The organism is Mesorhizobium sp. CA13 (assembly GCF_020165235.1).
Lineage (GTDB): Bacteria > Pseudomonadota > Alphaproteobacteria > Rhizobiales > Rhizobiaceae > Mesorhizobium.
The window spans coordinates 235,979-260,685 of record NZ_JAIUHS010000006.1 but is presented as its reverse complement, the minus strand read 5'-3'; the positions used below and the strand labels follow the sequence as shown (position 1 = coordinate 260,685).

Below are 24,707 nucleotides of genomic sequence, written 5' to 3'. Positions count from 1 at the left end.
CATGTCTTCGGCAAGGCTTCCCCTTCAGGCCCTGCTTGCCGCGGTCATGATTCAGGCCGCTGCCGCCGAAACGATTCCTTCGCCGCACCCTAAGCCGGATGCCGGCGTGCATACCGACAAGCCGATCGAAAAGCAGTTGCCGCAGCCCGCCACCACCGCCGAGCCAGCGCCATTGCCTTCGGCCGACGCGATCAATCCCGACCGCTTCGGCGCCAAGCCGGCGGATGCGGCCTACGGCGCTTTCCAGCGCGGGCTCTACAAGACCGCCTACAACCTCGCGCTGGTGCGCGCGCAAAACGGCGACCCGGCGGCGCAGACGCTGGTGGCCGAGATCCTGTCGCGCGGACTGGGTGTGCCCCTCAACGCGGCCGAAGCGGCCAAATGGTACGCCGCCGCCGCCGAGCAAGGGGTGCCGGAATCGCAGTTCCAATATGCGCTGATGCTGCTCGACGGCCGCTACGTCAAAAAGGACGAAAAGGAAGCCTATGCACTGATGCAGGCCGCCGCCGAAGCCGGCAACCGGCTGGCGCAATTCAATTTCGCGCAGATGCTGGTCCAACAGGACCCCGGCGACGTCGGCATCGCCAAGGCCGTGACCTATTACGAGCGCGCCGCGGCGACCGGCCTCGCCGACGCCCAGTATGCGATGTCGCAGATCTATGCCAACGGCGTAGGCGGCAAATCGCGCGACGACGCCCAGGCCCGGCGCCTGCTGGCTCAGGCCGCGCGGCAAAACTATGACACCGCGCAGCTCGACCTCGCCACCTGGATGATCGAGGGCCGCGGCGGCGGGCGTGATTTGAAATCCGCCTTCGGCTGGATGAAGCAGGCCGCCGAAGGCGGCAATGTCGCCGCACAGAACCGCCTGGCGAAACTCTATATGCAAGGCATCGGCACCGAGCCGGACCTCGTGCTTGCCGGCGCCTGGTACATCGTCGCCCGCCGCGCCGGCCTAATCGACCCCGAGATGGACGATTTCCTGCAAGGGCTGAGCGACGACCAGACCAAGCAGGCTTTGCAGAAGGCAAACCGCCTGCCTTGATGGCGGTTGACGAATCGGCCGGCGCGTCGCCCCGTAACTCGGCCCATCCTGCCCACTCCCTTGCCTCTTTGGGTGTTTTGTGGTCTTGGGGGCCCGAAATCGCTTGTCCCGCGAAAAATCTCATTCCCGGATCACATCATCATGGCCAAGATCAACGGCAACGAAATCCGTCCCGGCTACGTCATCGAGCACGATGGCGGCCTGTGGGTGGCCGTCAAGACCAACACCGTCAAGCCGGGCAAGGGCGGCGCCTATAACCAGGTCGAATTGAAGAACCTCATCAACGGCACAAAGCTGAACGAGCGCTTCCGTTCGGCCGAGACGGTCGAGCAGATCCGGCTCGATCTCAAGGATTTTTCCTTCCTCTACGAGCAGGGCGACGCCCTGGTGTTCATGGACACCGAGAGCTACGAGCAGCTCGAGCTGGCGAAGGATTTCGTCGGCGACCGCGCCGCTTTCCTGCAGGATGGCATGATGGTGACGGTCCAGCTCTACGAGGAAAGGCCGATCGGCATTTCGCTCCCCGACCAGGTGACGCTGACCATCACCGAGGCGGACCCGGTGGTAAGGGGCCAGACGGCGGCCTCTTCCTACAAGCCCGCGGTGCTGGAAAACGGCATCCGCGTGTTGGTGCCCCCCTTCATCGGCGCGGGGGAGCGTGTCGTCGTCGATACCAATGAAATCACTTATATGCGCCGCGCCGACTGATGCAGGTCGCCCAAAAGTAGCCCCGGTTTTGGGTCACCGACACGCATCAGGACAAAGGTTAAAGCGCGGCAGCAGGAAGAGTTACAATGGCACGCTCAGCCCTTCTCAACGTCATGGTCCAGGCCGCAATGAAGGCCGGCCGCTCGCTGTCGCGCGATTTCGGCGAGGTCCAGAACCTGCAGGTCTCGATGAAGGGGCCGGGCGACTATGTCAGCCAGGCCGACCGCAAGGCCGAGGACATTGTCTTTGCCGAGCTGTCGAAGGCGCGGCCCGGTTACGGCTTCCTGATGGAAGAGCGCGGCACGATCGCCGGCGATGACAGCCAGCACCGCTGGATCGTCGATCCGCTCGACGGCACCACCAATTTCCTGCACGGCATTCCCCTTTTCGCCGTCTCGATCGCGCTGGAGCGCCAGGGCCAGATCGTGGCCGGCGTGATCTACAATCCGGCCATGGACGAGCTCTATACGACCGAACGCGGCGGCGGCGCCTTCATGAACGATCGCCGCCTGCGTGTCGCCGGCCGCACCAAGCTCGTCGACGCCGTCATCGGCTGCGGGGTGCCGCATCTGGGGCGTGGCCAGCATGGCAATTTCCTGATCGAATTACGCAATGTCATGGCCGAGGTTTCCGGCGTCCGGCGCCTGGGTTCAGCCTCGCTCGATCTCGCTTACGTCGCCGCCGGCCGCATGGACGGGTTCTGGGAAGTCGGCCTGTCGGCCTGGGACATCGCCGCCGGCCTGCTCTTGATCCGCGAAGCGGGCGGCTTCGCCTCCGACATGGACGGCGGACAGGACATGCTCGACAACGGCTCGGTCGTCGCCGGCAACGAGACCATCCAGCGCGCCCTCCTGAAAACCGTGAAAAAACCGTTCGCGCCGCGCTGAAGCGCCGCAGTCGTAAAACCGCCAACAAAGCTTGAAATACTGTCCGGCGATTGCCCAGATACGGGTGACGCAGGACGATCGATGACGAATACACCGGAGCTCGACATTCCCTTCATCGGACGCTGGCATTACTCGCGTGCCGAGATGATCGCCGACGGCATCGTCCATGCCGTCGGCATCGTGCTGGCGATCGCGGCCGGTTCGGCGCTGCTGGCGCTGGCCGCTTTCCGGGTCGGACCGGGAGAATACATCGCCGCCGCCTTCTATGTCGTGTCGCTGCTCACCGTCCTGTCGGTGTCGCTGACCTACAATCTATGGCCGGTGACCTCGCCGGTGAAATGGATCTTGCGGCGTTTCGACCACGCGGCGATCTATTTGCTGATCGCCGCCACCTACACGCCCTTTCTCGCGCAGCTCGACGGCTCGGCGCTGGCCGGCTGGATGATCGTCCTGGTCTGGACCGCGGCCATTATCGGCATCGCCATAAAGGTGTTTTTCCCCGGCCGCTTCGACCGGCTGGCGATCGTCTTCTATCTCGCCATCGGCTGGAGCGGCATCGTCCTGGTCGAGCCGCTCGTCGCCACCTTGCCGACGACGGCGATCGTGCTCATCGTTGCCGGCGGCATCGTCTATTCCTGCGGCGTCATCTTCTTCGCCTGGAAGGGGCTGCGTTTTCACAACGCGTTGTGGCATGGTTTCGTGGTCACCGGCGCCGGCCTGCATCTAGCGGCGATGGTCGATTGCCTGGTCATCAACCGTCTCTGATACCGCTCGCGGCAATATTGCCAAGCACCATTCAATTTGGTCACAATTCCGTTTAGAGTCGCCGACGACGTGATCGGCGGCAGCGGCATCGGAAACGGGGCACGGATGGCTTTTCTCAGATCCTTCGGCATGGGCAGGCGCTCCGACGTGCTGATCTACGACCCACACAAATTGTCGAGCCCGCAGGTCTTCCTGCTGACCATGGTCATCTTCCTGGCCATCGTCGCCTTCATCGCTGCGATCCTGACCCGGCAGATCTCGACCGCCTTCGCCACCAATCCGGGGCTCAACGGCCTGATCATCGGCGTGCTTGCCGTCGGCATTCTTTTGGCCTTCGTCCAGGTCGGGCGGCTGTTTCGCGAAGTGCGCTGGGTCAATTCGTTCCGCGCCGGCTCCGAGATCACCGAACCGGTGCTGCTGGCGCCGATGAAGGCGATGATCGGCCGCTCCGCGAGCATGGCCTTTTCAACCAGTTCGATGCGCACCATGCTCGATTCCATCGCCACGCGCCTCGATGAAAGCCGCGACACGTCGCGCTATCTCGTGGGCCTCCTGGTGTTCCTTGGCCTGCTCGGCACCTTCTGGGGCCTGCTGAACACGATCGGCTCCATCCGCGAGACAATCGAGTCGCTCGATCCCGGCACGGGCGACGCGGCCGCCGTGCTGGATTCACTGAAGCAAGGGCTATCGGCGCCTCTCTCCGGCATGGGCACGGCCTTCTCATCCTCGCTGTTCGGCCTGTCCGGCTCGCTCGTGCTCGGTTTCCTCGACCTGCAGGCCGGCCGCGCCCAGACGCGCTTCTACACCGAGCTGGAGAACTGGCTGTCCTCGGTCACCGACCTGTCGTCCGATATCGTCGTCTCCGACGCGGTCCGGACCGAGCCTTCCGACGAAATCCGCCTGTTGTCGGAGCGGCTGCGCAGCATGCAGGAGAATGGCGGCGGCTCCAACCCGCGCGTCGCCACCGCCATGGCCAATCTCGCCGACGGCATTTCCGGCCTGGTCAAGAACATGCGCTCCGAGCAGCAGATCATGCGCGACTGGGTCGAAGCGCAGTCGGATGAACAAAAGGCGATGCGCAACACGCTGGAAAAGATCGCCGACGCCCTGAAGAAGACCGGGGTGCACTAGCATGGCGCTCGCCAGGAGCCGGCGCGCCGACCGCCGTATCGACTATTGGCCTGGCTTTGTCGACGCACTGTCGACGCTGCTTCTGGCCATCATGTTCCTGCTCACCGTCTTCGTGTTGGCGCAGTTTCTGCTCGGTCGCGAAATCTCCGGCAAGGACACGGTGCTCAACCGCCTCAACTCGCAGATCAACGAACTGACGCAGCTTCTCGCGCTGGAGCGCTCGACAGCGCAGGATAAGGAGGACTCGCTCGCCAATCTGCAGGCATCGCTGTCCGCGGCGGAAGCGGAGAAGAGCCGTCTCCAGCAGTTGCTGGCGCAAGGTGCGGGCGCCGGCGACGCGGCCAACCAGCGCGCGGCGGCGCTGACGGGCGAGCTCGACAGCCAGCGTCAGATCAGCCAGCAGGCGCTGAGCCAGGTCGAGATCCTCAACCAGCAGATCGCGGCGCTGCGCAAGCAGATCGGCGCGCTCGAGGACGCGCTCAACGTCTCCGAGGCCCGCGACCGCGATTCCAACACCAAGATCGCCGATCTCGGCCGCCGCCTCAACGTGGCGCTGGCGCAGCGCGTGCAGGAACTCAACCGCTACCGCTCCGACTTCTTCGGCCGCCTGCGCGAGATCCTCGCCGACCGCGAGAACATCCGCATCGTCGGCGACCGCTTCGTCTTCCAGTCGGAAGTGTTGTTTCCGACCGGCTCGGAGGTGATCAACGATGCAGGCAAGATCGAGATGAAGAAACTCGCCGACGCCATAATCGAATTGCAGAAGGAGATTCCGCCCGAGATCAGCTGGGTGCTGCGCGTCGATGGCCATACCGATAACAAGCCGCTTTCCGGCACCGGCCGCTATCGCGACAATTGGGAGCTGTCGACGGCGCGCTCGACCTCCGTGGTGAAGTTCCTGATCGAGAACGGCGTGCCGGCCAACCGGCTGGTCGCCGCCGGCTTCGGCGAGTTCCAGCCGCTCGACCCCGCCGACACCGAAGAGGCGCGCAACAAGAACCGCCGGATCGAACTGAAGCTCACCGAACGGTGATCCATCATCACGCGATCTCACGCGAATTTGTTCGCCGGCTCAACTCTAGGGCGCAGTTGCGCACCGGCAAGGCCTGAAAAGATTATCTTTTTTTAATTACACTTCGCCACGGAGCGCTCCTAGCGTGTCGCGCAGGGCCGAGAACCGCCGGCGATGCCTCCCATCGCGACGCGACGGAACTGGACGGCCCGCATCGTCCGGAAGCGGAACGGCAGAGCCGTTCTTTTCCGCAGCAAAAAGGAGGCGCCGTCATGCGCTCTTCAGCATCTGTCAAGACTGCAACCCTTGCCGTGATTCTTGTCGCCGCCCCTCTTGCCGGCGCCTACGCCGCGGGTCACCACAGGGGCGCGCTCGACGCGACCGACCCGACCGACATGACCGGCCCGCGTGTAGAGGCTCTCATTGAACAGGTTCAAGGCGTCCATCAGGGCATAATCACCGCCAGACAAGCCAACCACATCACCCCGGCCGTGGCGGAGCGCCTGGAAATGCGCACCGCCCGCATAAGTCAGGCGGCCGAGAAGATAGCCTCGTCGGATCACGGCAGGATACCGGCCGCGCAATATCATGACCTGCTGCGCCGTCTCGACAATGTCGACCAGCGGCTGAGGGTCGACATCGGTAGCGGCTTCCTGATGGGCGACGGCGCCGACGGCGGGAACTATCCGAACGGCTGAGGCCATTCTGATCGCGGCCCTGGAGGAAGGGACCACCTGGCGTCTACGGAGCCCAATCTCGCAGGCGCCTCTTTTCCTCACCAGCCGAGCCAGACCGCGACCAAGGCAGCCGCTGCCGGCGCGGCCTGCACGAACAGGATCTTGCGACCGACCGTTGCCGCCCCGTAGAGCCCGGCAACGGCCACGCAGAGCAGGAAGAAAACCTTGACCTGGAAACCGGCCGTGCCGAGGCAGAGGGCCCAGATCAGGCCGGCGACGAGAAAGCCGTTGTAGAGACCCTGATTGGCGGCAAGCACCTTCGAGGCGCTGGCGAATTCCGGCGTCAGCCGGAATGTCTTGTGCCCGCGCGGCGTGTCCCAGAGCACCATCTCCAGATAGACGATGTAGACATGGATCAAAGCCACCAGCCCGACCAGGATGTTGCCGATCATCGTGTTCCCTCGTGATGTATCGTCGGGTAGCATTTCACGCGTCGGCTCGCCAGCGCAAGGCGCATCTGCCGGACGGCGCGTGAGGGTTGCAAACGCTCAGGCGTTGGTATCTTTTCGCCCCGTCCCCAATCACGGAAGCCGCCATGTCCTTTCAAAAACTCGATGACCTCGGCCACAAGCTCGAAGCCCTGGAGCACGCGCTGGCCATCCTCGGCGCCGATGAAGCGACCCACATGGCCGTCGGCGGCGGCGAGAAGCGCGCCGAGGCCATGGCGGCACTTGCCGGCATGTACCACACCAGGGCGACCGCGCCGGAAATAGCGGACTGGATCGCCGCCGCCGAAGGCGAGGCGCTTGACGATGAACAGCGGGCGGCGCTGGCCGAACTGCGGCGGCAATACACCAACCTGACCTGCCTGCCGGTCGAATTCGTCGAACGCCAGACGACCGCGCGCATGCGCTGCGAGCAGCTGTGGCGCGACCTGCGGGCCAAGAACGACTGGGCGGGCTTCCTGCCCGCGCTTGAGGGCGTGGTGGCGCTGGTGCGCGAAGAGGCGGCCCTGCGCGCCGACATCCTCGGCCTCGCCCCCTACGACGCGCTGATGGAGCAGTACGACCCCGGCAACCGCGCCGCGGATATCACGCCCGTCTTCACCGAGCTGAAGACCTTTCTCAGGGATTTCGTGCCGGAGGCGTTGGCGGTGCAGGAAGCGCGGCTGCGCAAGCGCCCTCTGAAGCCGCTTTCGGGAACCTACGCGGTCGACAGGCAGCGCGAACTCGGCCTCGCCATGATGACGGCGGTCGGCTTCGACCTCACGCACGGCTCGCTGTCGGTGTCGCACCATCCGTTCTGCGGCGGTGTGCCGAGCGACGTGCGCATCACCACGCGCTACAAGACGTCCGATTTCCTGTCGGCGCTGATGGGCGTGCTGCACGAGACCGGCCATGCACTCTACGAGCAGAACCTGCCGAAGGCGTGGTCGCACTGGCCGCTCGGCAAGGCGCGCGGCATGGCGGTGCATGAAAGCCAGAGCCTGTTCGTCGAGAAGCAGATCGGGCGCAATCCCGCCTTCTGGCGTTGGGCATTGCCGGTCGTGGAAAAGCATCTCGGCGAAGCCTGGTCGCTCGACGACATCCTGCCGCATGTCCACCATGTCGAGCGCGGCCTGATCCGTGTCGATGCCGACGAGGTGACGTACCCGCTGCATGTCATCCTGCGCTACGAACTGGAGCAGGAGCTCGTCTCCGGCAGGCTCGAGGTGGCCGAGCTGCCCGAGGCTTGGGACGCCAGGATGCGCGATTATCTCGGCCTCTCAACCATCGACAACCCCGCGGACGGGCCGATGCAGGACGTGCATTGGCCTGCCGCCGCCTTCGGCTACTTTCCGTCCTACACGCTGGGCGCGATGATGGCGGCCCAGCAATGGGCTGCGTTGACGCGGGAGCATCCGTCGGCCGATGACGATCTTGCCAGGGGAAATTTCGATGCCATCAACAGCTGGCGCCGCAAGAACATATGGTTGCAGGGATCGCGCTGGTCGACGCCCGACCTGCTCGAACGCGCCACCGGTGAAAAGCTCAACGCCGTGTATTTCACCGACCATCTACGCAAACGCTATGGAGCCGCGTGAGCAACGCCGGGGTGGCTGACTACTCAGCCGCACCCCTGAAGGCGCTGGCGCCGGTCTCGAACTGCAGCTTGGCCAGCCGGGCATAGATGCCGCCCTTGGTGACCAGGCTCTGATGCGTGCCTTCCTCGACGATACGGCCGCCATCCATGACCAGGATGCGGTCGGCCTTCAGCACCGTTGCCAGGCGGTGCGCGATAACGATCGTGGTGCGGCCCCGCATCAGCCGCTCCAGCGCCATTTGCACCAGCGTCTCGCTTTCGGCGTCGAGTGCCGAGGTCGCCTCGTCGAGCAACAGGATCGGCGCGTCGCGCAGGATGGCGCGGGCGATCGCCACCCGCTGGCGTTGCCCGCCCGACAGCGTCACGCCGCGCTCGCCGACCTGGCTGTCATAGCCCTTCTCGAGCTTGAGGATGAATTCGTCGGCAAGCGCGTCCTTTGCCGCCGCTTCGATCTCCGACTCGCTGGCGCCCGGCCGGCCGAAGCCGATATTGTCGCGCGCGCTGGCCGCGAAGATGGTGACGTCCTGCGGCACGATGGCGATGCGTTGCCGTATCGAAAGGGGGGCGGCTTCGCGGATGTCGACGCCGTCGACCAGGATCCTGCCGGTCTCTGGATCGTAGAAGCGCAGGATCAGCGAGAACACCGTGCTCTTGCCCGCTCCCGAGGGACCGACGATCGCCACCGTCTCGCCAGGCTTGACCGAGAAGCTCAGGCCGTGGACGGCGGCGCGGTCGGGCCGGGCCGGGTAGGAGAAGGACACGGCCTCGAAGCTGATCGCTCCCTTGCTCGCCACCGGCAGCGGCCTGGGATTGGCAGGCGCCACGATCGCCGGCTCCTCGGCCAGGATCTCCGTCAGCCGTTCGGCGGCACCTGCTGCCTGGGCCAATTCGCCCCAGACCTCCGACAGCGCGCCGAGCGCACCGGCGGCGAATACCGAATAGAGCAGGAATTGGCCGAGCGTGCCCGGGGACAGATTGCCGTCGAGCACGTCGCGCGAGCCGAACCACAGCACCGCCACGACCGAGGAGAAAATCGTGAAGATGGCGAAGAAGGTGAGGAACGAGCGCGCGAAGATCGAGGCGCGCGCGGCCTCGAAGGCGGCCTCCACCGCACCCGAAAAACGCCCGGTGACCAGCGTCTCATTGGTGAAGGCCTGCAATGTGCGCACCGCGCCGATCTGCTCGCTGGCATAGGCGGTGGCATCGGCCAGCGTGTCCTGCGCCTGCCTTGACTTTCGCCGCACCGAGCGGCCGAAGGCGACCAGCGGCAGCACGATGATTGGAATGGCTGCGATGACCAGACCGGACAGTTTCGGGCTGGTGAAAACCATCATCGCGACCGCGCCGAGGCCAAGGATGACATTGCGCAGCGCCACCGAAGCTGTCGCCCCGACCGCCGATTTGACCTGCGTGGTGTCGGCGGCGAGCCGCGACACGATTTCGCCCGACTGGGCAGTGTCGAAGAAGGCCGGCGACAGTTTCGTCACATGGGCAAAGACATCGCGCCTGATATCGGCGACGACACGCTCGCCGAGCGTGATGACGAAATAGTAGCGGCCCGCCGATGCCGCCGCCAGCAGCGCGGCCATTGCCACCAGCGCGGCGAAATATTCGGCGATGAAGGAGGAACCGGACGGCGTGAAACCATGATCGATCATGCGCCGTACCGCCAGCGGCAGCGCCAGCGTCGTCACCGCCGCGACGATCAGCGAGATGACGGCGCCCGCCACCAATGTGCGGTAGCGGCCGATGTAGGGAAACAGGCGCCTGAGCGGCTTGAGCGAGCGCCGGCGCTCGTCTGCGCTGCTGGTTTGCGCCATCCTGGTCTTTCCTCTTGGCCGCCTTCAGCTATGCGCCTCAATATGCGCTTGCCGCGGCCTTGTGATTCAATTCCGGCTGATGTATAGGCTCGCCGACCGTTTTAGAAGCCGTGGCTCCTCAATAGCTGCGGCTTCGAGTTTTAAAAAGGGGCGCATCGACGCAGGCTTTCAGCCCGTCAGCCGCGCCCGGCAAGCCAGGAACCGAGCCATGAAGACCGATATCCATCCCGACTACCACACCATCAAGGTCGTCATGACCGACGGCACCGAGTACATGACCCGTTCGACCTGGGGCAAGGAAGGCGATACGATGAACCTCGACATCGACCCGACCACGCACCCGGCCTGGACCGGCGGCCAGCAGACCCTGCTCGATCGCGGCGGCCGCCTGTCGAAGTTCAAGAAGCGCTTCGAAGGTTTCGGCCTCTAGGCCTCATCAGCTTTTCGCACACCAGAGAACCCGCCCTCGTGGCGGGTTTTTTGTGACCAGCTAGATACTCAGGCTAGCGCGCTGCCCGTGCATCCTGTTCCGCCAGCAATTCCCGGAGCGCCATGCGCTTATAGGCGGCGACCAGTCTGTCGCCCTCCTGGCGCTCGACCGAGATCGCCAGCCGCATGGCGGCCTCGCCCATCTGCCAGACGAGAAACGCCGTCGTCTCCAGCGCGATGCCATCGGCATCGGGCCGCAGGCGTTTGAGCGCCGCGGTGAGAAACTCGGCGTTCGCACGGCTGTCGGCGAGCTCCAGTTCGCGCAGCGCCTTGTCAGCCTGCGTGCCCGACCAGATATCGCGCATTACCGGCTCGGCGAGAAACAGACGGTAGTAAATGTCCACCAGCTCCGAGAACGCCCGCCGAAGGCCCTCGGCGTCGCCGACGTCCTTGAGCGCGGCTGAAATGCAGGCCTGGCTCTCGGCGGTGTAGCGCTCGGCCAGCGCCCAGACGATCGCCCGCTTGTCGGGAAAGAACTGGTAGAGCGAGCCGATCGACACCCCAGCCCGCTCCGCCACCTCGCCCATGCGCATGGCATCGCTGCCTTGCTCGGCAATCAGCGCCGAGGCGGCGGCGAGCATGCGCTCGACCCGTTCACGGCTGCGCTGCTGGCTCGGCGCGCGGCGTGGCGTGGCGACCTGTTCCTGTGGGGACGTGGCGGCTTTTTCCATGGCTCTTCAACAGACACCGGCGGCAATGCCACCCAGAAATGACTTGACTCGCAAAATACGAGGGTTTATCACGTTTTGCAAATATGAGGATTTCTCATGTTCTGAAAGAAGCAGACGGGTAATGATTTGAAGGCGTCGAACAGGTGCCCGGCCACCCCCCAAACTTTTCCGCCCATTGCAAACTGAAACAGCCGCAACCGGCATCTGGAGCAACTGACATGATCGCGAAACTACTCCCCAGCCTCATCTTCATCGCCGCTATCGGCTCGGGCGTTGTCGGCGGCGTGTTCTTCGCCTTTTCCAATTTCGTCATGCCGGCAATGGCTCGCCTGCCTGCGTCGGGCGGCATCGCCGCCATGAACTCGATCAACGTCACCGTCATCACGCCGTTGTTCATGACCGCCTTGTTCGGCACCGGCCTGATCTGCCTTGTCTTGATCGCCGGCGCCATCATAGGCTGGCACCAGCCAGGCTCCGTCTGGCTGCTGGCCGGCGCAGTCATCTATCTCGTCGGCAACCCGATCGTGACGATGGTTTTCAACGTACCGCTCAACGACGCGCTGGCCGCCGTCGATCCGGCGAGCAGCAACGGCGCTGCTGTATGGACCACCTACCTCAGGGACTGGGTGATGTGGAACCACGTGCGCACGGTCACCGCCATCGCCGCGCTGGCATCCTTCTGGTTCGCCGCGCGTTGACTCGGCATCGAGGCCGCCGAAGGCTCCTATAATGTTTGTCGGGAGAAGAGCCGTGAACGACCCGTATTCCATCATGGCCTTGGGCATTGCCGCGGGGGTCGGCCTCGGCGCTGTCTTTGGCGCGGCGATGGACGACCCTGCCGTCGGCATCGGCATGGGCATAGCAATCGGTGCCGGGATCGGCGCGATCTTCGGGCAGAGGCGAGGAAAATGACGTCCGGCTTTGCGGGAAGTCTCAGCTCTTCGCCTTGCGGTCGGCATGACCGAGATCGCGGTCCGGGTCGATGGCGTCGCGCACCAGTTGCTTGAGTTTTGCCGCATCCGGAAAGCCGCCGTCGCGCTTGCGGTCCCAGACCAGCACCTCGTTGCAGGATATGGTGAAGATGCCGCCGGTGCCAGGCACCAGCGTCACCTCGCCGAGATCGACGCCGAACGTCGACAGCAGTTCCTGCGCCATCCAGCCGGCACGCAGCAGCCACTGGCACTGCGTGCAATAGGTGATGCGGATGGTGGGCAGCGGTTTTTCGGTCATGTCAGGCTTTTGCTCACGCAGCGCTGAGCTTGGCCATGGTCTCCTCGTCGACCTCGAAATTGGCGTAGACGCTTTGAACGTCGTCGTCGTCCTCGAGCGTGGCGACCAGCTTCATCAGCGACTGGGCGCGTTCTTCATCGACCGGAACATTGTTCTGCGGTTTCCAGATCGGCTTCACCGATTCCGCCTCGCCGAGAGAGGCTTCCAGTGCCTTCGACACCTCGCCGAGGTTTTCGAAGGCACAATAGATGGTGTGACCTTCCTCGTCCGACTCCACGTCATCGGCGCCGGCTTCGATCGCTGCGTCCATGACCTTGTCGGCGCTGCCGGCCGATGCCGGATAATAGATCTCGCCCACCCGATCCCACATGAACGACACCGAGCCGGTTTCACCCATCGCCCCACCGGCCTTGGTAAAGGCGGCGCGCACATTCGAAGCCGAGCGGTTGCGATTGTCGGTCAGCGCCTCGACGATCACGGCGACGCCGCCGGGACCGTAGCCCTCGTAACGCACGGCTTCGTAGTTCTCGGCATCACCCATCGAGGCCTTGTTGATGGCGCGCTGGATGTTGTCCTTCGGCATCGACACCGCCTTGGCGTTCTGCACGGCAAGGCGCAGGCGCGGATTCATCGACGGATCGGGCGTCCCGCTCTTGGCCGCGACCGTGATTTCGCGCGCCAGCTTGGAAAACATTTTCGACCGCACCGCGTCCTGACGGCCCTTGCGGTGCATGATGTTCTTGAACTGTGAATGGCCAGCCATGGCACCCCTGTCGTGTTCGGCTATAGCATTCCGCGGCGAGATGCATGAGCCCGCCTTCCGCAAAATGCCCTGATACAAATGTCAGAACGTCCCTGCTGCGTCCGAATGGACGTACGGCGCTCTTTGTCGGAATGGCCGGCTTATAGATAAATCGGCTCAATTCGTCCAGCCGCGCCGCGCATTGCCATGCACGGCAAGCGGTGACGGCTGTTCACCCCTCCAGATCGGACTTCAGCCGGTCGATGATGCTAAGCGCATGGCCGGCGTACTGGCTGATCCAGCGGTCGTGAATCTGCTTGATCGGCAGTGCGTTTAGGTGGTTCCAGCGCTCGCGCCCCTCGCGCCGTGCCACAATGAGATCAGCCTCTTCCAGCACTTTGAGATGCAGCATCACGGTGCAGCGATCGACATCGGAAAATGCCTCGCACAGCATGCCGGTCGTCTTTGGTGCGTCCTTCAGCAGATCCAGCATCTCGCGCCGGCGCGGATGCGCCAGCGCCTTGAAAACATTGTCGTCTTGCGATCGGCTTGACATGTTATATTTCTATAACATATCCTTGTATCAATCAAGGAAGGAGCTGTGGATATGTCTCTTGGATTCAGGGTTTCAGGACGCATCGGCAAACCGGTCGCCGAAGTCTTCGACGCGGTCGTCAATCCGAAGAAGCTCAGCTCCTATTTCACCACCATAGGCGGCGCCAGCGCGCCACTGGAGCCGGGCACCAATGTCGTGTGGTGGGGGAAGGTGCCGGTCGAAGTCGACGAAATCGTCAGGGACAGCCGCATCGTGCTGCGCTGGGATGCCACCGACGAGGAGGGGAAGCCGGCCTACAAGACCCGCATCGAGATGAATTTCGAGCCGCTCGACGATGGCGGCACCTTCGTCACCATCGCCGAGGCCGGCTGGCACGAGGACGCGGCCGGGCTGAAGAAGTCCTATCTCAATTGCGAGGGCTGGTCGCAGATGCTGGCCTGCATGAAGGCCTATGTCGAACACGGCATCAATCTGCGCGACGGCTATTATCGCAGCGAGATGAAGGGCGAGCCTGCCAACGAGATCAACATTTGAGCGAAGCGAGGCCTGCCGTGAAAGTAACCCCGTTCCTGATGTTCGAAGGCAAGGCCGAGGAGGCCATGGCCTTCTATTGCGAGACCATCCCGGAGAGCCGCGTCCTCGACCTCACGCGCTACGGTGCAGGCGAGGACGGGCCCGAAGGGACAGTCAAGCTGGCTCGCGCCTCCATCGGCGGCACGCAGGTCATGATCTTCAACAGCCCTGTGCATCACGCCTTCACTTTCACGCCGTCGGTCTCGCTCTTCGTCGACTGCTCCACCGAAGAAGAGCTGGAAGGCATCGTCGAGGCCCTGTCGAAAGACGGTACGTTTCTGATGCCGACCGGCAATTACGGCTTCAGCCGCCGTTTCGCCTGGTTGAACGACAGGTTCGGCGTTTCCTGGCAGATCAATCTGCCATAGCACCCGAGCCAGGCCGAGATCTGGCTGGAACTGTTCACCGGGGATTTCTCCGGCGCCGCCGATCTTTTGGCCAAGACCGGCGTCGAGCGATGCGATGCCATCAAGCCGCTGGGAGACGGCTTCCGCGGTTTTGGAGCCCCACCAACATCGTTCATATGGTGCGGGAGCCCGATGCGTGGTGAAGGCGTATTCGGCAGAGGAGAACGCTATGGAAATCCGTCAGATACCAACGGCCGAAGCCGCCATGCTGATCCGGCGGCCGGTCTCCGACGTTTTCGAGGCCATCGTCAATCCGGAGATCACCACGAAATTCTGGTTCACCCATTCCAGCGGCAGGTTGGACGGCGGCAAGCCGGTTCAATGGGAGTGGCGCATGTACGGCGTCTCGACGACGGCGCTCGTCAGCGAGATCGTCGCCAACGAAAAGATCTCCATGCAATGGGGCGATCCGCCGACCACGGTGATCTGGACCTTAACCGAAATGCCAGGTGACGCGACCTTCCTGGAGGTCCACAATTTCGGCTTTGTCGGCAATGGCGACGAACAGGTAAAACAGGCGGTCGATTCAACCGGCGGCTTCACGCTCGTTCTGGCTGGTGCCAAGGCCTGGCTGGAACAGGGCCTGACACTAGGCCTGGTCGGCGACCGTCACCCCAAAGGAGCGCATTAGGCCCGGCCAGCCTCAATGCCCGCCGCCGGATTTCGCCTTCTTGCGGTTCCGCGCCAGCATGTTGAGGCCTTCGACGAGCGCCGAAAAACCCATCGCCGCGTAGATATAACCCTTGGGCACATGGTAACCCATGCCGTCGGCGATCAGCGTCATGCCGATCATCAGGAGGAAGCCCAGCGCCAGCATGACGATGCTCGGGTTCTTGGCGATGAAGTTCGCCAGCGGCGTAGCCGCAAGCATCATCACCGTAACCGCCACGATGACGGCGATGTACATGATGGCGATCTCGTCTGTCATACCGACGGCGGTAATGATGGAATCGATGGAGAAGACAAGGTCGAGCAGCAGGATCTGGAAGATGGCGCCGGCAAGGCTCATCTGCACCGTCTCGCCCAGCATCGTGTCCTGGTGATCGTCTGGGTCGACCGTGTGATGGATTTCCTTGGTGGCCTTCCACACCAGGAACAGGCCACCGGCGATCAGGATCAGGTCCCGCCAGGAAAAGCCATGACCAAGGGCGGTGAAGACCGGCGCCGTCAGTTGGACGATGATCGAGATGGTGGCGAGCAGCACCAGCCGCATGACGAGCGCCGCCGAGATGCCGAGCCGGCGGGCGCGGGCCCGCTGCGCCTGCGGCAGCTTGTTGGTCAGGATCGAGATGAAGATCAGGTTGTCGATGCCGAGCACGATCTCGAGCACCACCAGGGTCAACAGCGCGACCCAGGCGGTGGGATCGGACATGAAGGCGAAGTGCGGCGCCAGGAACTCGATAAGCTGCATGGAGGTCGTCCCCTCTACGATCTAGAGCAGTGTCGCCGGCAGTTAGGTATTGAGAGCCCCTATATCAATGTCACGTCCAGAAGGACGGAGCCGTTTCCTCGAGTCGCGGCCCGCGGCGAAACGGCGCGATCTTCTCGGTCAGTCCCGTGCGGTCGGAAATATCGACACCGACGCCGCACAATGTCGCCGGTCCGGTCGCTGCCTCGAAACGCCCTTTCGGCACTTTTGACAGGAACCGGTTGAGCGGTTCCTCCTTGTCCATGCCGAGCGAGGAATCGTAATCGCCGCACATGCCGGCATCGGAAATATAACCGGTGCCGCCATTGAGGATGTGGTGATCGGCTGTCGGCTGGTGGGTGTGGGTGCCGACCACGAGGCTGGCGCGACCGTCGACGAAATGCGCGAAGCACATTTTTTCGGAGGTCGCCTCGGCGTGGAAGTCGATGACCACGGCATCCGCCTGCTCGCCGAGCGGACAGGCGGCAAGCTCGCGCTCGCCGGCCTGGAAGGGATCGTCGAGCTCGGGATGCATGAACACCCGGCCCATGATGTTAGCGACCAGCACACGCGCGCCGCTCTTGGCAATGTAGACGCCCGAGCCGCGCCCGGGCGTGCCCTTGGGAAAATTGGACGGGCGCAGGAAGCGCTCTTCGCGCGGCGCGAAGGCCAGCGCATCGCGCTGGTCCCAGACATGGTTGCCCGTGGTGACGACATCGGCGCCAGCCGCGATGGTCTCGCGAAAAATCTCCTCGGTGATGCCGAAGCCGCCGGCCGCGTTCTCGCCGTTGACGATGACGAAATCGAGCTTGAAGTCCGAAATCAGGCCCGGCAGTTGCTCCCACACCGCCGTGCGGCCTGTCTTGCCGACCATGTCGCCGAGGAAGAGAAGTCTCATCACGCTTGATCCCGAAAAGTGGCATGACTTTCGGCAAAGATCATGCGTTCCAAAGAACTATCTACAATTCTGGCTCGAACCGGCGCAACCCGCTCTCGGTGAGTATTTCCGGGATGATGACGTCATGGTCCTCATTGGGAACCATCGCCACTTCCTGGCAGTCGAAAGCAATGCCGATCAGCCGGGGCGCATGCCCCTTGTCGACAAGCTTGGCGATCGCACGGTCATAATAGCCCGCGCCGTAACCGATGCGGTGGCCGCGCGCGTCGAAGCCGGCGAGCGGCACCAGCATGACGGAGGGGTCAAGAACTTCGGCCTCCTCATGCGGTCCGACGGTGCCAAATCCCATATCGACCATCGGCGCGCCGCGTACCAATTCGCGAAAGACGATGGTCGTCTTGTCGAGGATCGCCGGAAGGCAGAGCCGTGCGCCCTTTTCGCGCAAGGCGAACATCAGCGGCCGGACATCGACTTCCGAGCGCATCGGCCAGAAGCCGGACACGATTTGGCCTGGCTCGATGGCAAGCTGGTCGCGCGCGGTTTCGGCCATATCGAGCGCGACTTCCACCCGCCAGAATTCATCGAGCGCGTCGCGGCGGCCAAGTGCTTCCTTGCGCAGCTGTCTTTTCAAGTCTTTTGAGGATGCCATGCGCAGACGCTAGAAAAAGCCAGACATGAATGGACGTTTTGGGAGCGACGTTTTCCATCGCATGATCCACGAAATACGTGGATGTGGCTAATAAGTGACGATCCACACAACCGGTGGAGAGGTCGATCCCGGGTGCCTACAAAGTAGGTGGGCGCCGTGTGAGAAAACCCACGGGTCTTCCCAGGGACAGCTCCCTAAGGATCGTTAAGGCCCCGGGGAAAAGTGTCTCCTGCCGGGAAGCGCAGACCGTCAGCCCCAATATAGGCCGATGCCCTCCCAAGCGCCAGAGAGTTGGCGCCAGAGAGTTGGCGTTCTTTCCCTGCCGGCTTCACGCTTCGCCGCCACCAACCCGCCCTTGCATGGGCCAAGCCGTCTCCTTACGGTCGTCCGTACTGAACCAAGGAGCAAAAATGCGTTTCGAAGGCACGGCGGCCTACGTCGCCGACAAGGATCTGATGGTGGCCGTCAACGCCGCGATCGCGCTGGAACGGCCCTTGCTGGTCAAGGGCGAGCCCGGCACCGGCAAGACGGAGCTTGCCAGGCAAGTGGCGGCGGCACTCGGGCTGGAGCTCATCGAATGGCACGTCAAATCGACGACGCGGGCGCAGCAGGGCCTCTACGAGTACGATGCCGTGTCGCGGCTGCGCGACAGCCAGCTTGGCGATAGCAGGTTCAACGATATCAAGAACTACATCAAGCGCGGCAAATTGTGGGAGGCCTTCGCGGCCGGCAAGAAAGTCGTGCTTCTGATCGACGAGATCGACAAGGCCGACATCGAATTTCCCAACGACCTGTTGCAGGAACTCGACCGGATGGAGTTCTTCGTCTACGAAACCGGCGAGACGATCCGCGCCGAGGTGCGGCCGATCGTCATCATCACCTCCAACAACGAGAAGGAACTGCCCGACGCCTTCCTGCGTCGCTGTTTCTTCCACTATATCCGCTTCCCTGACATCGAGACGCTGCACAGGATCGTCGACGTGCACTATCCCGGCATCAAGCAGAACCTGGTGCGGGCGGCACTCACCCAATTCTACGAGATCCGCGACGTACCGGGGCTGAAGAAGAAGCCGTCGACCTCAGAGGCGCTCGACTGGATAAGGCTGCTGGTCGCCGACGACATCGCGCCCGAGGATCTGCGCGCCGACCCGAAGAACGCCCTGCCCAAGCTGCACGGCGCGTTGCTGAAGAACGAGCAGGACGTGCATCTGTTCGAGCGGCTGGCCTTCATGGCTAGGCGGCAAGGTTGAAGGAGCGGCTCGACGCCCTGACGTCGAGCCCAAGGCATTGCTACGAGCGCGCCTCGCCTGCATTCTGCACAGGATGCCCCCTTCGCGCCTGCGGCGTGACATTGTTGGGGCCGAAGATAACGAAGCTGATCACGGCAAGGGCCAGAACGCCGATCCCGCAATAGAGCATGACCCAACCAAAACCGTTGATCAGGGCGGCATGCACGATAGCGCCCGTAGGGTCGAGGATCGCGAGCTTGGGCGAGTATTGCGCCAGGCCGCCGAGATTGCCGGCTGCGATCTTCTCCGCCAGGGCGCGCAGTTCGTTCGGGTCGACAGCCGTGCCGAATACATTGCGCAGATAAGAAACGATACCCTGCGTCAGCAACAGGCCCAGCACCGCGATATTGATGGCAAGCGTGATCAGCCGCGCACTGATATCGATGCCGGACGCCATGCCGGCACGATCGGGTGACACCGAGCCGGTCGTGGTGTTGGTGGTCGGCGAATTGGTCAGGCCGATGCCGATGCCGGCGATCAGCGTTCCGGGCAGCATGGTCAGCCAGCTGGCGCCCTCGAGCCCGGCCCCTATCCACATGGCGATGAAACCGACCCCCAACGTCAGCAAGCCGAGCGGGATCGCCACCCGCGCCTGATAGCGCGCGCGCAGACGCTCGGCGATCGACGGCATCAGCATGAAGGGTAGCGTGTAGACGAGCAGCAACAGGCCGGTCGTGGTGCTGTCGTAACCGAGAACCCCCGAAAAATAGATCGGCAGATAGATGATGAACGGCCAGTAGCTGAAATTCATGCCGATGCCGCCCATGATGGCTCCCGAGAATTGGCGGATGCGGAAAACGGAGAAATCGAACATCGGATAGGGATTGATCTTCTCGGCTACTAGGAACGCGACGAAGGCCAGCACGGCCGCGCTCGCCACGCCGACACGCGCGCCAGCACCCAGATCGGCCCCTTGCGTGATCAGATAGGAGAAGCCGAACACCGCGAACGAGAGCGTCAGTATGCCGGCCCGGTCAAGCTTCTGGGCGTTGCGATCGCGTGATTCGGTGACACCGGCGCCGATGAAGGTCAGGGCGAGAACGGCAAGCGGCACATGGATGAGGAACACCCATTGCCAGCTCGACAGCGTCACGATCAATCCGCCAATGGCGGGGCCAAAGCCAAGGCCGATGCCCGAGACGACGCTCCAGGCGACGAAGGCTTTGCCGCGTTCACTGCCGTCTTGAAACTGGTGGGACAACACCGCCACGCTGCAGGTAAACATCGCTCCGCCCGCCAGGCCCTGAAGAAACCGGGCGATGATCAGCAGCGGAGCGCTCGTTGCGAGGCCGCATAGCAGAGAGGCGAGGCCAAAGGCGACGGTGGTGCTCACCATCACGCGTTTGCGGCCGAAACGGTCGGCCAATGTCCCCGTCGCCATCAACACCGTGGTGCAGGCAATGGTGTAGGCATTCATGATCCATTGCAGATCCTTGAAATCAGCGCCAAGCACGGTTTCCAGTTTCGGCAGGATCACCGGAACGCTCGAGATTTCGAGGCCGAACAGCAGCGAGGCCAAGCAAACGCCAGCGAGCGCAACGGTGTTTCGGTCAATTTGAAACGTCATATCGGTCACTTTCTGTCGGAACATTCGGAGAGACGGCTGGGGAGCAGTGCTCTTCAACTGCGGTCAGGCTGACATAGACGGGACTTGACCATGAAAAAAGACTATGCATCTCTATTTCAGAGATGACAAAATGGAATACCTGAAATGCCCAGTCTTGACGTCGATGCCGTGCGGACCTTCGTCATGGTGGCCGACCTGCAGAGCTTCACGCGTGCGGCTGCCGCGCTGGGCAGCACCCAGGCGACGATCAGCGTCAAGCTGCGTCGGCTGGAAGAGAAGCTCGGCGCGCGCCTGATCGAACGAACGCCGCGCCGCGTGGCGCTCTCGGCAAGGGGAGCGGCTTTTCTCCCGGCGGCGCGTGAATTTCTTGCCGCCCACGAACGCGCCGTCACGGAATTTTCCGACGCGCCGTGCCGGCTTGCTCTCGGCTTTGTCGATCACGTCGCCGGGCCCGAGCTTTCCGTATTGATAGCTCAGTTGCATGCCCACGATCCGTCGCTCGCGCTCAACATCAGGATCGATACGAGCTCTATGCTGGAGGAGGCTTTCGATCGCGGTGAGCTCGATGCGGTGATTGTCCACCAGGAAGATGACAGCCGCCGCGGCGAAGCCTTGTCGCGCACCCAATATGGCTGGTTCGCGGCCCCGGCCTTCGAATGGCGGCCGGGAACGCCATTGCGCCTGGCGCTGCTAAGCACCGTGTGCAATTGCCCTGACCGTGTGAGAGCTATCGAGACGCTGGATAAGGCAGGCATTGCCTGGAATGAGGCCTTCGTGGGCGGTGGCGGCGCAGCCGTCAACATCGCGGTGTCGGCCGGCTTCGCCGTCGCCGCGCTCGCCTACCGCGTCGCGCCACCCGGCCTGGTCGAGGTGGGTCGCAAACTCGGCCTGCCGCCAATCCCCCCTTCCGAAATCATTTTGCACTCGCGCGGCTTGGCGCCGCGGGCACGAGAAGCGCTGCACATCCTCGCGACCGCTTTTCGCGAGTATAATTCGCCGGCGGGATAGGCAAGGGTGTTCCCGATCCCGATTCTGTTGGTATGGATTGGGTTCCAGACTTCAGAGGGAACGAAATGGCCGAGATCACTATCCGCCCGCTCGCAGAATCCGACCACGCCGACTGGCGTCGGCTGTGGACCGCTTACCTTGCCTTCTACGAGACGAAGCTGCCGCAAGAGGTCTATGAGGTCACCTGGAAGCGCCTGTTCACGCAAGGCGAGTTCGAACCGAAGGGCTTCATCGCCCTCCTCGACGGCAAGGCTGTCGGCCTCACCCATTACCTGTACCATCGCTCTTGCTGGTCTGAGAAAAACAACTGCTACTTGCAAGATCTGTTCGCCGACCCCGAAGTGCGCGGCAAGGGGATCGGCGCTGCGCTGATCGAGGCCGTGAAGCAGGAAGCCGGCAAGATCGGCGTCAGGAACGTCTACTGGATGACGCACGAAACCAACGCCACGGCGCGCAAGCTCTATGACCATGTCGCGCGCCGCACCGGCTTCATCGAATATGATCTTCTATAGATAGAAATGTTCATCCCCTTCTTCCTCGAACTGAAGGCAGCGCGCGTTCCCGTCTCGCTCAGGGAATATCTGTCGCTGCTGGAGGGGTTGGAAGCCGGGCTGGTCGACTATGACGTCGAAGGTTTTTACTACCTCGCTCGCGCAGCGCTGGTGAAGGACGAGCGCCATATCGACCTCTTCGACCAGGTGTTCGCGCATGTCTTCAAGGGGGTGGAGGCGCTCAGTGGCCCAAACGCCGTCAACGTCGCTGATATCCCCGAGGAATGGCTGCGCCGGCTGGCCGAAAAACACCTGAGCGAGGAAGAGAAAAAGCTGGTCGCGGCGCTCGGCGGTTTCGAGAAGCTGATGGAGACTCTGAAGCAGCGGCTCGAGGAGCAGAAAGGGCGCCACCAGGGCGGCTCGAAATGGATCGGCACTGGCGGCACCTCACCTTTCGGCGCCTATGGCTACAATCCCGAAGGCGTGCGCATCGGCCAGCATGAGAGCCGCAACCGCCGGGCCGTGAAGGTCTGGGACAGGCGCGAGTTCAGGAATTTCGACGACGCCGTCGAGCTCGGCACCCGCAACATCAAGATCGCGCTGAAGCGGCTGCGCCGCTGGGTGCGTGAAGGCGCCGAGGAGGAGTTCGACCTGCCCGGCACCATCCACGCCACCGCCGAGCACGGTTATCTCGACGTCAAGACGCGGCCAGAGCGGCGCAACGCGGTGAAGCTTTTGATGTTCTTCGATGTCGGCGGCTCGATGGACGACCACATCAGAAGCGTCGAGGAATTGTTCTCGGCCGCCCGCGCCGAATTCCGCCAGCTCGAATATTTCTATTTCCACAACTGCCTCTACGAGGGCGTGTGGAAGGACAATCGTCGCCGCCATGCCGAGACGATCCCGACCTTTGACCTCCTCCACAAATATGGTCCGGACTACAAGGTGATCGTGGTCGGCGATGCCTCGATGAGCCCTTACGAGATCGCGCATCCCGGCGGCTCGGTCGAACACTGGAACCCGGAGGCAGGCAGCGTCTGGCTCGGCCGCCTGCTGCGGCAATGGCCGAACGCCGTATGGCTGAACCCCGAGAGCCAGAAGAACTGGGGTTTTACGCATTCGATCGCTATGATCCGCGACATGTTCGGCGGCCGCATGTTTCCGCTGACGCTCGCCGGACTGGAAAGCGCCACCAGGCAATTGTCGCGCAAGCATTGAGCCGGGACAATGACGGGAGGTTCCATGACCTGTTTCCTCTGCCTGCAATGCGGTGTCCAGTTCGCGCAGACCGAAGCGCCCCCGCAGCACTGTCCGATCTGCGAGGACGAGCGGCAATATGTGCGCTGGGAAGGCCAGGCCTGGACCACACCGGAAGAGCTAGCCGCCGGGCACCGGCTTGTGATGAAGGACGATGCCGGCGTTCTCGCCTTCGGCATCGAGCCGCGCTTCGCCATCGGTCAGCGGGCACTGCTGGCGCAGACGCCGCACGGCAACATCCTGTGGGACTGCATCTCGATGGTGACCGACGAGGCGGTGGCCGAGATCAATCGCCGCGGCGGCCTTGCCGGGATCGCCATCTCGCACTGCCACTACTACTCGGTGATGGTCGAATGGAGCGAGGCGTTTGGCGGCGTGCCGATCTATCTCCATGACGACGACCGGCAGTGGATCATGCGGCCGCACCCGTCGATCGTCAGCTGGCAAGGCGAGATACTGGACCTGAACCCGGCGTTGACGCTCATCCGCTGCGGCGGTCACTTTGCCGGCGGCCAGGTGCTGCACTGGAAGCGCGAAGACGGCAATGCTCTCCTGGCCGGCGATATTTTGCAGGTGACGCCGACCCGCCGCCACGTCAGCTTCATGTATAGCTATCCCAACTACATCCCGCTCAACGCGGCCGCCGTGCGCCGCATCGCGGCCGCGCTGGAGCCTTTCACATTCGATGACATCTACGGCGCGTGGTGGAACCAGAACGTTGTCGGTGGCGCGAAAGAGGCGCTGGCGGCCTCCGTTGCGCGCTATCTCACGGCGATCGCGTGAGGAGCGCGGGCGGAGCGCTCGAAAATGCGGGCAAATCCCGTAACAAACGCCTATCTTGTTGCGAATAGAGATTGCAATCAACAATGAGCCGTCAAGGCCGAGGAGTTTTCTGCATGGACACCCACACCTATCCCGTCACCCGCACCGACGCCGAATGGCGAGCCCGGCTGACGCCTGAGCAATATGCCGTCATGCGCAACCATGGCACCGAACGCCCGGGCAGCTGTGCGCTGCTTCACGAAAAGCGCGCCGGCACCTTCTTTTGCGTCGGCTGCGACCAGCCGCTGTTCGAATCCAAGCTGAAGTTCGAGAGCGGCACCGGCTGGCCGAGCTTCAACGACCCCGTTCCCGGTTCCATCGAGACCACGACCGACCGCAGCTACGGCATGGTCCGCACGGAATGCCATTGCGCTCGCTGCGGCAGCCATCTCGGCCACGTCTTCGAGGACGGCCCGCCGCCGACCGGGCTGCGCTACTGCATCAACGGCGTGGCGCTGAGATTCGAGCCGGCCTGAGCGGGCCTCGCCAACATTTCCTGCGAAGGGCGGCCTCGGCCGCCCTTTTC

At 63.3% G+C, this 24,707-nt stretch carries 30 protein-coding genes, 1 other RNA gene and 1 pseudogene; 21 read left to right on the top strand and 11 right to left on the bottom strand.

Translation table 11 applies throughout. The features are described 5' to 3' along the window. Nucleotide 1: 1 nt before the first annotated feature. The 7 genes from LB566_RS17015 to LB566_RS16985 all read left to right on the top strand — a co-directional run bounded on the left by LB566_RS17015 (nt 2) and on the right by LB566_RS16985 (nt 6,243). On the top strand, nt 2-1,042 hold the full coding sequence (locus tag LB566_RS17015) for a tetratricopeptide repeat protein (RefSeq protein ID WP_224625225.1): 1,041 nt from the start codon (nt 2-4) through the stop codon (nt 1,040-1,042). 141 nt (nt 1,043-1,183) lie between these two features. Further along, entirely contained in the window at nt 1,184-1,750 is a 567-nt protein-coding gene (gene efp / locus LB566_RS17010; RefSeq protein ID WP_224625224.1) for an elongation factor P, read from the top strand. An 86-nt stretch (nt 1,751-1,836) separates the two neighbouring features. Then, complete coding sequence (locus tag LB566_RS17005) at nt 1,837-2,637, top strand: inositol monophosphatase family protein (protein WP_140550840.1); 801 nt, start codon at nt 1,837-1,839, stop codon at nt 2,635-2,637. Nucleotides 2,638-2,718: 81 nt separating this feature from the next. After that, on the top strand, nt 2,719-3,402 hold the full coding sequence (gene trhA / locus LB566_RS17000) for a PAQR family membrane homeostasis protein TrhA (RefSeq protein ID WP_224625223.1): 684 nt from the start codon (nt 2,719-2,721) through the stop codon (nt 3,400-3,402). A 105-nt stretch (nt 3,403-3,507) separates the two neighbouring features. Beyond that, nucleotides 3,508-4,533: a MotA/TolQ/ExbB proton channel family protein gene (locus tag LB566_RS16995; RefSeq protein ID WP_224625222.1), complete on the top strand. Its 1,026-nt coding sequence runs from the start codon at nt 3,508-3,510 to the stop codon at nt 4,531-4,533. 1 nt (nt 4,534) lies between these two features. Then, nucleotides 4,535-5,566, top strand: coding sequence for a peptidoglycan -binding protein (locus LB566_RS16990; RefSeq protein WP_224625221.1), 1,032 nt, complete (start codon nt 4,535-4,537; stop codon nt 5,564-5,566). A gap of 251 nt (nt 5,567-5,817) precedes the next feature. Then, on the top strand, nt 5,818-6,243 hold the full coding sequence (locus LB566_RS16985) for a hypothetical protein (protein WP_224625220.1): 426 nt from the start codon (nt 5,818-5,820) through the stop codon (nt 6,241-6,243). Nucleotides 6,244-6,320: 77 nt separating this feature from the next. Here LB566_RS16985 and LB566_RS16980 read toward each other — a convergent pair whose 3' ends face one another. Beyond that, nucleotides 6,321-6,674: a DUF1304 domain-containing protein gene (locus LB566_RS16980; protein WP_140550835.1), complete on the bottom strand. Its 354-nt coding sequence runs from the start codon at nt 6,672-6,674 to the stop codon at nt 6,321-6,323. A 143-nt stretch (nt 6,675-6,817) separates the two neighbouring features. Between LB566_RS16980 and LB566_RS16975 the strand changes: the two genes are divergently transcribed. Next, entirely contained in the window at nt 6,818-8,305 is a 1,488-nt protein-coding gene (locus LB566_RS16975; protein ID WP_224625219.1) for a carboxypeptidase M32, read from the top strand. A 19-nt stretch (nt 8,306-8,324) separates the two neighbouring features. On the opposite strand, the gene LB566_RS16970 is transcribed toward LB566_RS16975, so the two are convergent. Then, nucleotides 8,325-10,124, bottom strand: a complete 1,800-nt coding sequence (locus tag LB566_RS16970) for an ABC transporter transmembrane domain-containing protein (RefSeq protein WP_224625218.1) — start codon at nt 10,122-10,124, stop codon at nt 8,325-8,327. A 208-nt stretch (nt 10,125-10,332) separates the two neighbouring features. Here LB566_RS16970 and rpmE point away from each other — a divergent pair, with 208 nt between their 5' ends. Continuing rightward, nucleotides 10,333-10,554 (top strand): 50S ribosomal protein L31, encoded by a 222-nt coding sequence (gene rpmE, locus LB566_RS16965; RefSeq protein WP_006327661.1) that lies wholly within the window; start codon nt 10,333-10,335, stop codon nt 10,552-10,554. A gap of 73 nt (nt 10,555-10,627) precedes the next feature. Here the strand turns inward: rpmE and LB566_RS16960 are convergent, their stop codons facing one another. Next, complete coding sequence (locus tag LB566_RS16960) at nt 10,628-11,284, bottom strand: TetR/AcrR family transcriptional regulator (protein ID WP_224625217.1); 657 nt, start codon at nt 11,282-11,284, stop codon at nt 10,628-10,630. Nucleotides 11,285-11,502: 218 nt separating this feature from the next. On the opposite strand from LB566_RS16960, the gene LB566_RS16955 reads away from it, so the two are divergent. Next, nucleotides 11,503-11,982, top strand: coding sequence for a DUF1772 domain-containing protein (locus LB566_RS16955; protein WP_140550831.1), 480 nt, complete (start codon nt 11,503-11,505; stop codon nt 11,980-11,982). A 52-nt stretch (nt 11,983-12,034) separates the two neighbouring features. Beyond that, nucleotides 12,035-12,196: a hypothetical protein gene (locus LB566_RS16950; RefSeq protein WP_181172467.1), complete on the top strand. Its 162-nt coding sequence runs from the start codon at nt 12,035-12,037 to the stop codon at nt 12,194-12,196. A gap of 21 nt (nt 12,197-12,217) precedes the next feature. Here LB566_RS16950 and LB566_RS16945 read toward each other — a convergent pair whose 3' ends face one another. The 3 genes from LB566_RS16945 to LB566_RS16935 form a co-directional block, all read right to left on the bottom strand. After that, nucleotides 12,218-12,514: a SelT/SelW/SelH family protein gene (locus LB566_RS16945; protein WP_140550830.1), complete on the bottom strand. Its 297-nt coding sequence runs from the start codon at nt 12,512-12,514 to the stop codon at nt 12,218-12,220. Between the two features lie 13 nt (nt 12,515-12,527). Next, on the bottom strand, nt 12,528-13,277 hold the full coding sequence (locus tag LB566_RS16940) for a YebC/PmpR family DNA-binding transcriptional regulator (protein ID WP_140493143.1): 750 nt from the start codon (nt 13,275-13,277) through the stop codon (nt 12,528-12,530). Between the two features lie 211 nt (nt 13,278-13,488). Next, entirely contained in the window at nt 13,489-13,812 is a 324-nt protein-coding gene (locus LB566_RS16935) for an ArsR/SmtB family transcription factor (protein WP_140493140.1), read from the bottom strand. 51 nt (nt 13,813-13,863) lie between these two features. Here LB566_RS16935 and LB566_RS16930 point away from each other — a divergent pair, with 51 nt between their 5' ends. The 4 genes and pseudogenes from LB566_RS16930 to LB566_RS16920 all read left to right on the top strand — a co-directional run bounded on the left by LB566_RS16930 (nt 13,864) and on the right by LB566_RS16920 (nt 15,423). Further along, on the top strand, nt 13,864-14,346 hold the full coding sequence (locus tag LB566_RS16930; protein ID WP_140550829.1) for an SRPBCC domain-containing protein: 483 nt from the start codon (nt 13,864-13,866) through the stop codon (nt 14,344-14,346). A gap of 17 nt (nt 14,347-14,363) precedes the next feature. Then, nucleotides 14,364-14,753, top strand: coding sequence for a VOC family protein (locus LB566_RS16925; RefSeq protein ID WP_224625216.1), 390 nt, complete (start codon nt 14,364-14,366; stop codon nt 14,751-14,753). Next, nucleotides 14,754-14,935 (top strand): annotated as a pseudogene (locus tag LB566_RS30575) (hypothetical protein); the annotation flags it as partial. A 26-nt stretch (nt 14,936-14,961) separates the two neighbouring features. Then, nucleotides 14,962-15,423 carry an SRPBCC family protein gene (locus LB566_RS16920; RefSeq protein WP_140550828.1) on the top strand — a complete coding sequence of 154 codons (462 nt, stop codon included), beginning with the start codon at nt 14,962-14,964 and terminating at the stop codon, nt 15,421-15,423. 12 nt (nt 15,424-15,435) lie between these two features. On the opposite strand, the gene LB566_RS16915 is transcribed toward LB566_RS16920, so the two are convergent. The 4 genes from LB566_RS16915 to ssrS form a co-directional block, all read right to left on the bottom strand. Then, complete coding sequence (locus LB566_RS16915; protein ID WP_140550827.1) at nt 15,436-16,203, bottom strand: TerC family protein; 768 nt, start codon at nt 16,201-16,203, stop codon at nt 15,436-15,438. Between the two features lie 70 nt (nt 16,204-16,273). Next, a complete protein-coding gene (locus LB566_RS16910; protein WP_224625215.1) occupies nt 16,274-17,098 on the bottom strand; it encodes a YmdB family metallophosphoesterase in 825 nt (274 codons plus the stop codon). A gap of 61 nt (nt 17,099-17,159) precedes the next feature. After that, entirely contained in the window at nt 17,160-17,747 is a 588-nt protein-coding gene (locus LB566_RS16905; RefSeq protein WP_140550825.1) for a 5-formyltetrahydrofolate cyclo-ligase, read from the bottom strand. Nucleotides 17,748-17,842: 95 nt separating this feature from the next. Further along, a non-coding RNA gene (gene ssrS / locus LB566_RS16900) (6S RNA) lies at nt 17,843-17,998 on the bottom strand. A 159-nt stretch (nt 17,999-18,157) separates the two neighbouring features. On the opposite strand from ssrS, the gene LB566_RS16895 reads away from it, so the two are divergent. Then, on the top strand, nt 18,158-18,997 hold the full coding sequence (locus LB566_RS16895; RefSeq protein WP_224625214.1) for an AAA family ATPase: 840 nt from the start codon (nt 18,158-18,160) through the stop codon (nt 18,995-18,997). 40 nt (nt 18,998-19,037) lie between these two features. Here the strand turns inward: LB566_RS16895 and LB566_RS16890 are convergent, their stop codons facing one another. Next, nucleotides 19,038-20,603, bottom strand: a complete 1,566-nt coding sequence (locus LB566_RS16890; protein ID WP_224625213.1) for an MFS transporter — start codon at nt 20,601-20,603, stop codon at nt 19,038-19,040. A gap of 144 nt (nt 20,604-20,747) precedes the next feature. On the opposite strand from LB566_RS16890, the gene LB566_RS16885 reads away from it, so the two are divergent. The 5 genes from LB566_RS16885 (at nt 20,748) to msrB (ending at nt 24,657) form a co-directional block, all read left to right on the top strand. Next, nucleotides 20,748-21,611 (top strand): LysR family transcriptional regulator, encoded by an 864-nt coding sequence (locus LB566_RS16885; protein WP_224625212.1) that lies wholly within the window; start codon nt 20,748-20,750, stop codon nt 21,609-21,611. Between the two features lie 65 nt (nt 21,612-21,676). Beyond that, entirely contained in the window at nt 21,677-22,123 is a 447-nt protein-coding gene (locus LB566_RS16880) for a GNAT family N-acetyltransferase (RefSeq protein WP_140628055.1), read from the top strand. 6 nt (nt 22,124-22,129) lie between these two features. After that, nucleotides 22,130-23,320, top strand: coding sequence for a vWA domain-containing protein (locus tag LB566_RS16875; RefSeq protein WP_224625211.1), 1,191 nt, complete (start codon nt 22,130-22,132; stop codon nt 23,318-23,320). A 24-nt stretch (nt 23,321-23,344) separates the two neighbouring features. Continuing rightward, nucleotides 23,345-24,142 (top strand): MBL fold metallo-hydrolase, encoded by a 798-nt coding sequence (locus LB566_RS16870; RefSeq protein WP_140550819.1) that lies wholly within the window; start codon nt 23,345-23,347, stop codon nt 24,140-24,142. Between the two features lie 113 nt (nt 24,143-24,255). Continuing rightward, nucleotides 24,256-24,657, top strand: coding sequence for a peptide-methionine (R)-S-oxide reductase MsrB (msrB, locus tag LB566_RS16865; protein ID WP_140525027.1), 402 nt, complete (start codon nt 24,256-24,258; stop codon nt 24,655-24,657). Nucleotides 24,658-24,707 lie beyond the last annotated feature (50 nt).

What these genes read in the sequence shown, in the direction of transcription:
- LB566_RS17015 (WP_224625225.1), top strand. Translation starts at nt 2, where the DNA reads ATGTCTTCGGCAAGGCTTCCCCTTCAGGCCCTGCTTGCCGCGGTCATG.
- efp (WP_224625224.1), top strand. Translation starts at nt 1,184, where the DNA reads ATGGCCAAGATCAACGGCAACGAAATCCGTCCCGGCTACGTCATCGAG.
- LB566_RS17005 (WP_140550840.1), top strand. Translation starts at nt 1,837, where the DNA reads ATGGCACGCTCAGCCCTTCTCAACGTCATGGTCCAGGCCGCAATGAAG.
- trhA (WP_224625223.1), top strand. Translation starts at nt 2,719, where the DNA reads ATGACGAATACACCGGAGCTCGACATTCCCTTCATCGGACGCTGGCAT.
- LB566_RS16995 (WP_224625222.1), top strand. Translation starts at nt 3,508, where the DNA reads ATGGCTTTTCTCAGATCCTTCGGCATGGGCAGGCGCTCCGACGTGCTG.
- LB566_RS16990 (WP_224625221.1), top strand. Translation starts at nt 4,535, where the DNA reads ATGGCGCTCGCCAGGAGCCGGCGCGCCGACCGCCGTATCGACTATTGG.
- LB566_RS16985 (WP_224625220.1), top strand. Translation starts at nt 5,818, where the DNA reads ATGCGCTCTTCAGCATCTGTCAAGACTGCAACCCTTGCCGTGATTCTT.
- LB566_RS16980 (WP_140550835.1), bottom strand. Translation starts at nt 6,674, where the DNA reads ATGATCGGCAACATCCTGGTCGGGCTGGTGGCTTTGATCCATGTCTAC.
- LB566_RS16975 (WP_224625219.1), top strand. Translation starts at nt 6,818, where the DNA reads ATGTCCTTTCAAAAACTCGATGACCTCGGCCACAAGCTCGAAGCCCTG.
- LB566_RS16970 (WP_224625218.1), bottom strand. Translation starts at nt 10,124, where the DNA reads ATGGCGCAAACCAGCAGCGCAGACGAGCGCCGGCGCTCGCTCAAGCCG.
- rpmE (WP_006327661.1), top strand. Translation starts at nt 10,333, where the DNA reads ATGAAGACCGATATCCATCCCGACTACCACACCATCAAGGTCGTCATG.
- LB566_RS16960 (WP_224625217.1), bottom strand. Translation starts at nt 11,284, where the DNA reads ATGGAAAAAGCCGCCACGTCCCCACAGGAACAGGTCGCCACGCCACGC.
- LB566_RS16955 (WP_140550831.1), top strand. Translation starts at nt 11,503, where the DNA reads ATGATCGCGAAACTACTCCCCAGCCTCATCTTCATCGCCGCTATCGGC.
- LB566_RS16945 (WP_140550830.1), bottom strand. Translation starts at nt 12,514, where the DNA reads ATGACCGAAAAACCGCTGCCCACCATCCGCATCACCTATTGCACGCAG.
- LB566_RS16940 (WP_140493143.1), bottom strand. Translation starts at nt 13,277, where the DNA reads ATGGCTGGCCATTCACAGTTCAAGAACATCATGCACCGCAAGGGCCGT.
- LB566_RS16935 (WP_140493140.1), bottom strand. Translation starts at nt 13,812, where the DNA reads ATGTCAAGCCGATCGCAAGACGACAATGTTTTCAAGGCGCTGGCGCAT.
- LB566_RS16930 (WP_140550829.1), top strand. Translation starts at nt 13,864, where the DNA reads ATGTCTCTTGGATTCAGGGTTTCAGGACGCATCGGCAAACCGGTCGCC.
- LB566_RS16920 (WP_140550828.1), top strand. Translation starts at nt 14,962, where the DNA reads ATGGAAATCCGTCAGATACCAACGGCCGAAGCCGCCATGCTGATCCGG.
- LB566_RS16915 (WP_140550827.1), bottom strand. Translation starts at nt 16,203, where the DNA reads ATGCAGCTTATCGAGTTCCTGGCGCCGCACTTCGCCTTCATGTCCGAT.
- LB566_RS16910 (WP_224625215.1), bottom strand. Translation starts at nt 17,098, where the DNA reads ATGAGACTTCTCTTCCTCGGCGACATGGTCGGCAAGACAGGCCGCACG.
- LB566_RS16905 (WP_140550825.1), bottom strand. Translation starts at nt 17,747, where the DNA reads ATGGCATCCTCAAAAGACTTGAAAAGACAGCTGCGCAAGGAAGCACTT.
- LB566_RS16895 (WP_224625214.1), top strand. Translation starts at nt 18,158, where the DNA reads ATGCGTTTCGAAGGCACGGCGGCCTACGTCGCCGACAAGGATCTGATG.
- LB566_RS16890 (WP_224625213.1), bottom strand. Translation starts at nt 20,603, where the DNA reads ATGACGTTTCAAATTGACCGAAACACCGTTGCGCTCGCTGGCGTTTGC.
- LB566_RS16885 (WP_224625212.1), top strand. Translation starts at nt 20,748, where the DNA reads ATGCCCAGTCTTGACGTCGATGCCGTGCGGACCTTCGTCATGGTGGCC.
- LB566_RS16880 (WP_140628055.1), top strand. Translation starts at nt 21,677, where the DNA reads ATGGCCGAGATCACTATCCGCCCGCTCGCAGAATCCGACCACGCCGAC.
- LB566_RS16875 (WP_224625211.1), top strand. Translation starts at nt 22,130, where the DNA reads ATGTTCATCCCCTTCTTCCTCGAACTGAAGGCAGCGCGCGTTCCCGTC.
- LB566_RS16870 (WP_140550819.1), top strand. Translation starts at nt 23,345, where the DNA reads ATGACCTGTTTCCTCTGCCTGCAATGCGGTGTCCAGTTCGCGCAGACC.
- msrB (WP_140525027.1), top strand. Translation starts at nt 24,256, where the DNA reads ATGGACACCCACACCTATCCCGTCACCCGCACCGACGCCGAATGGCGA.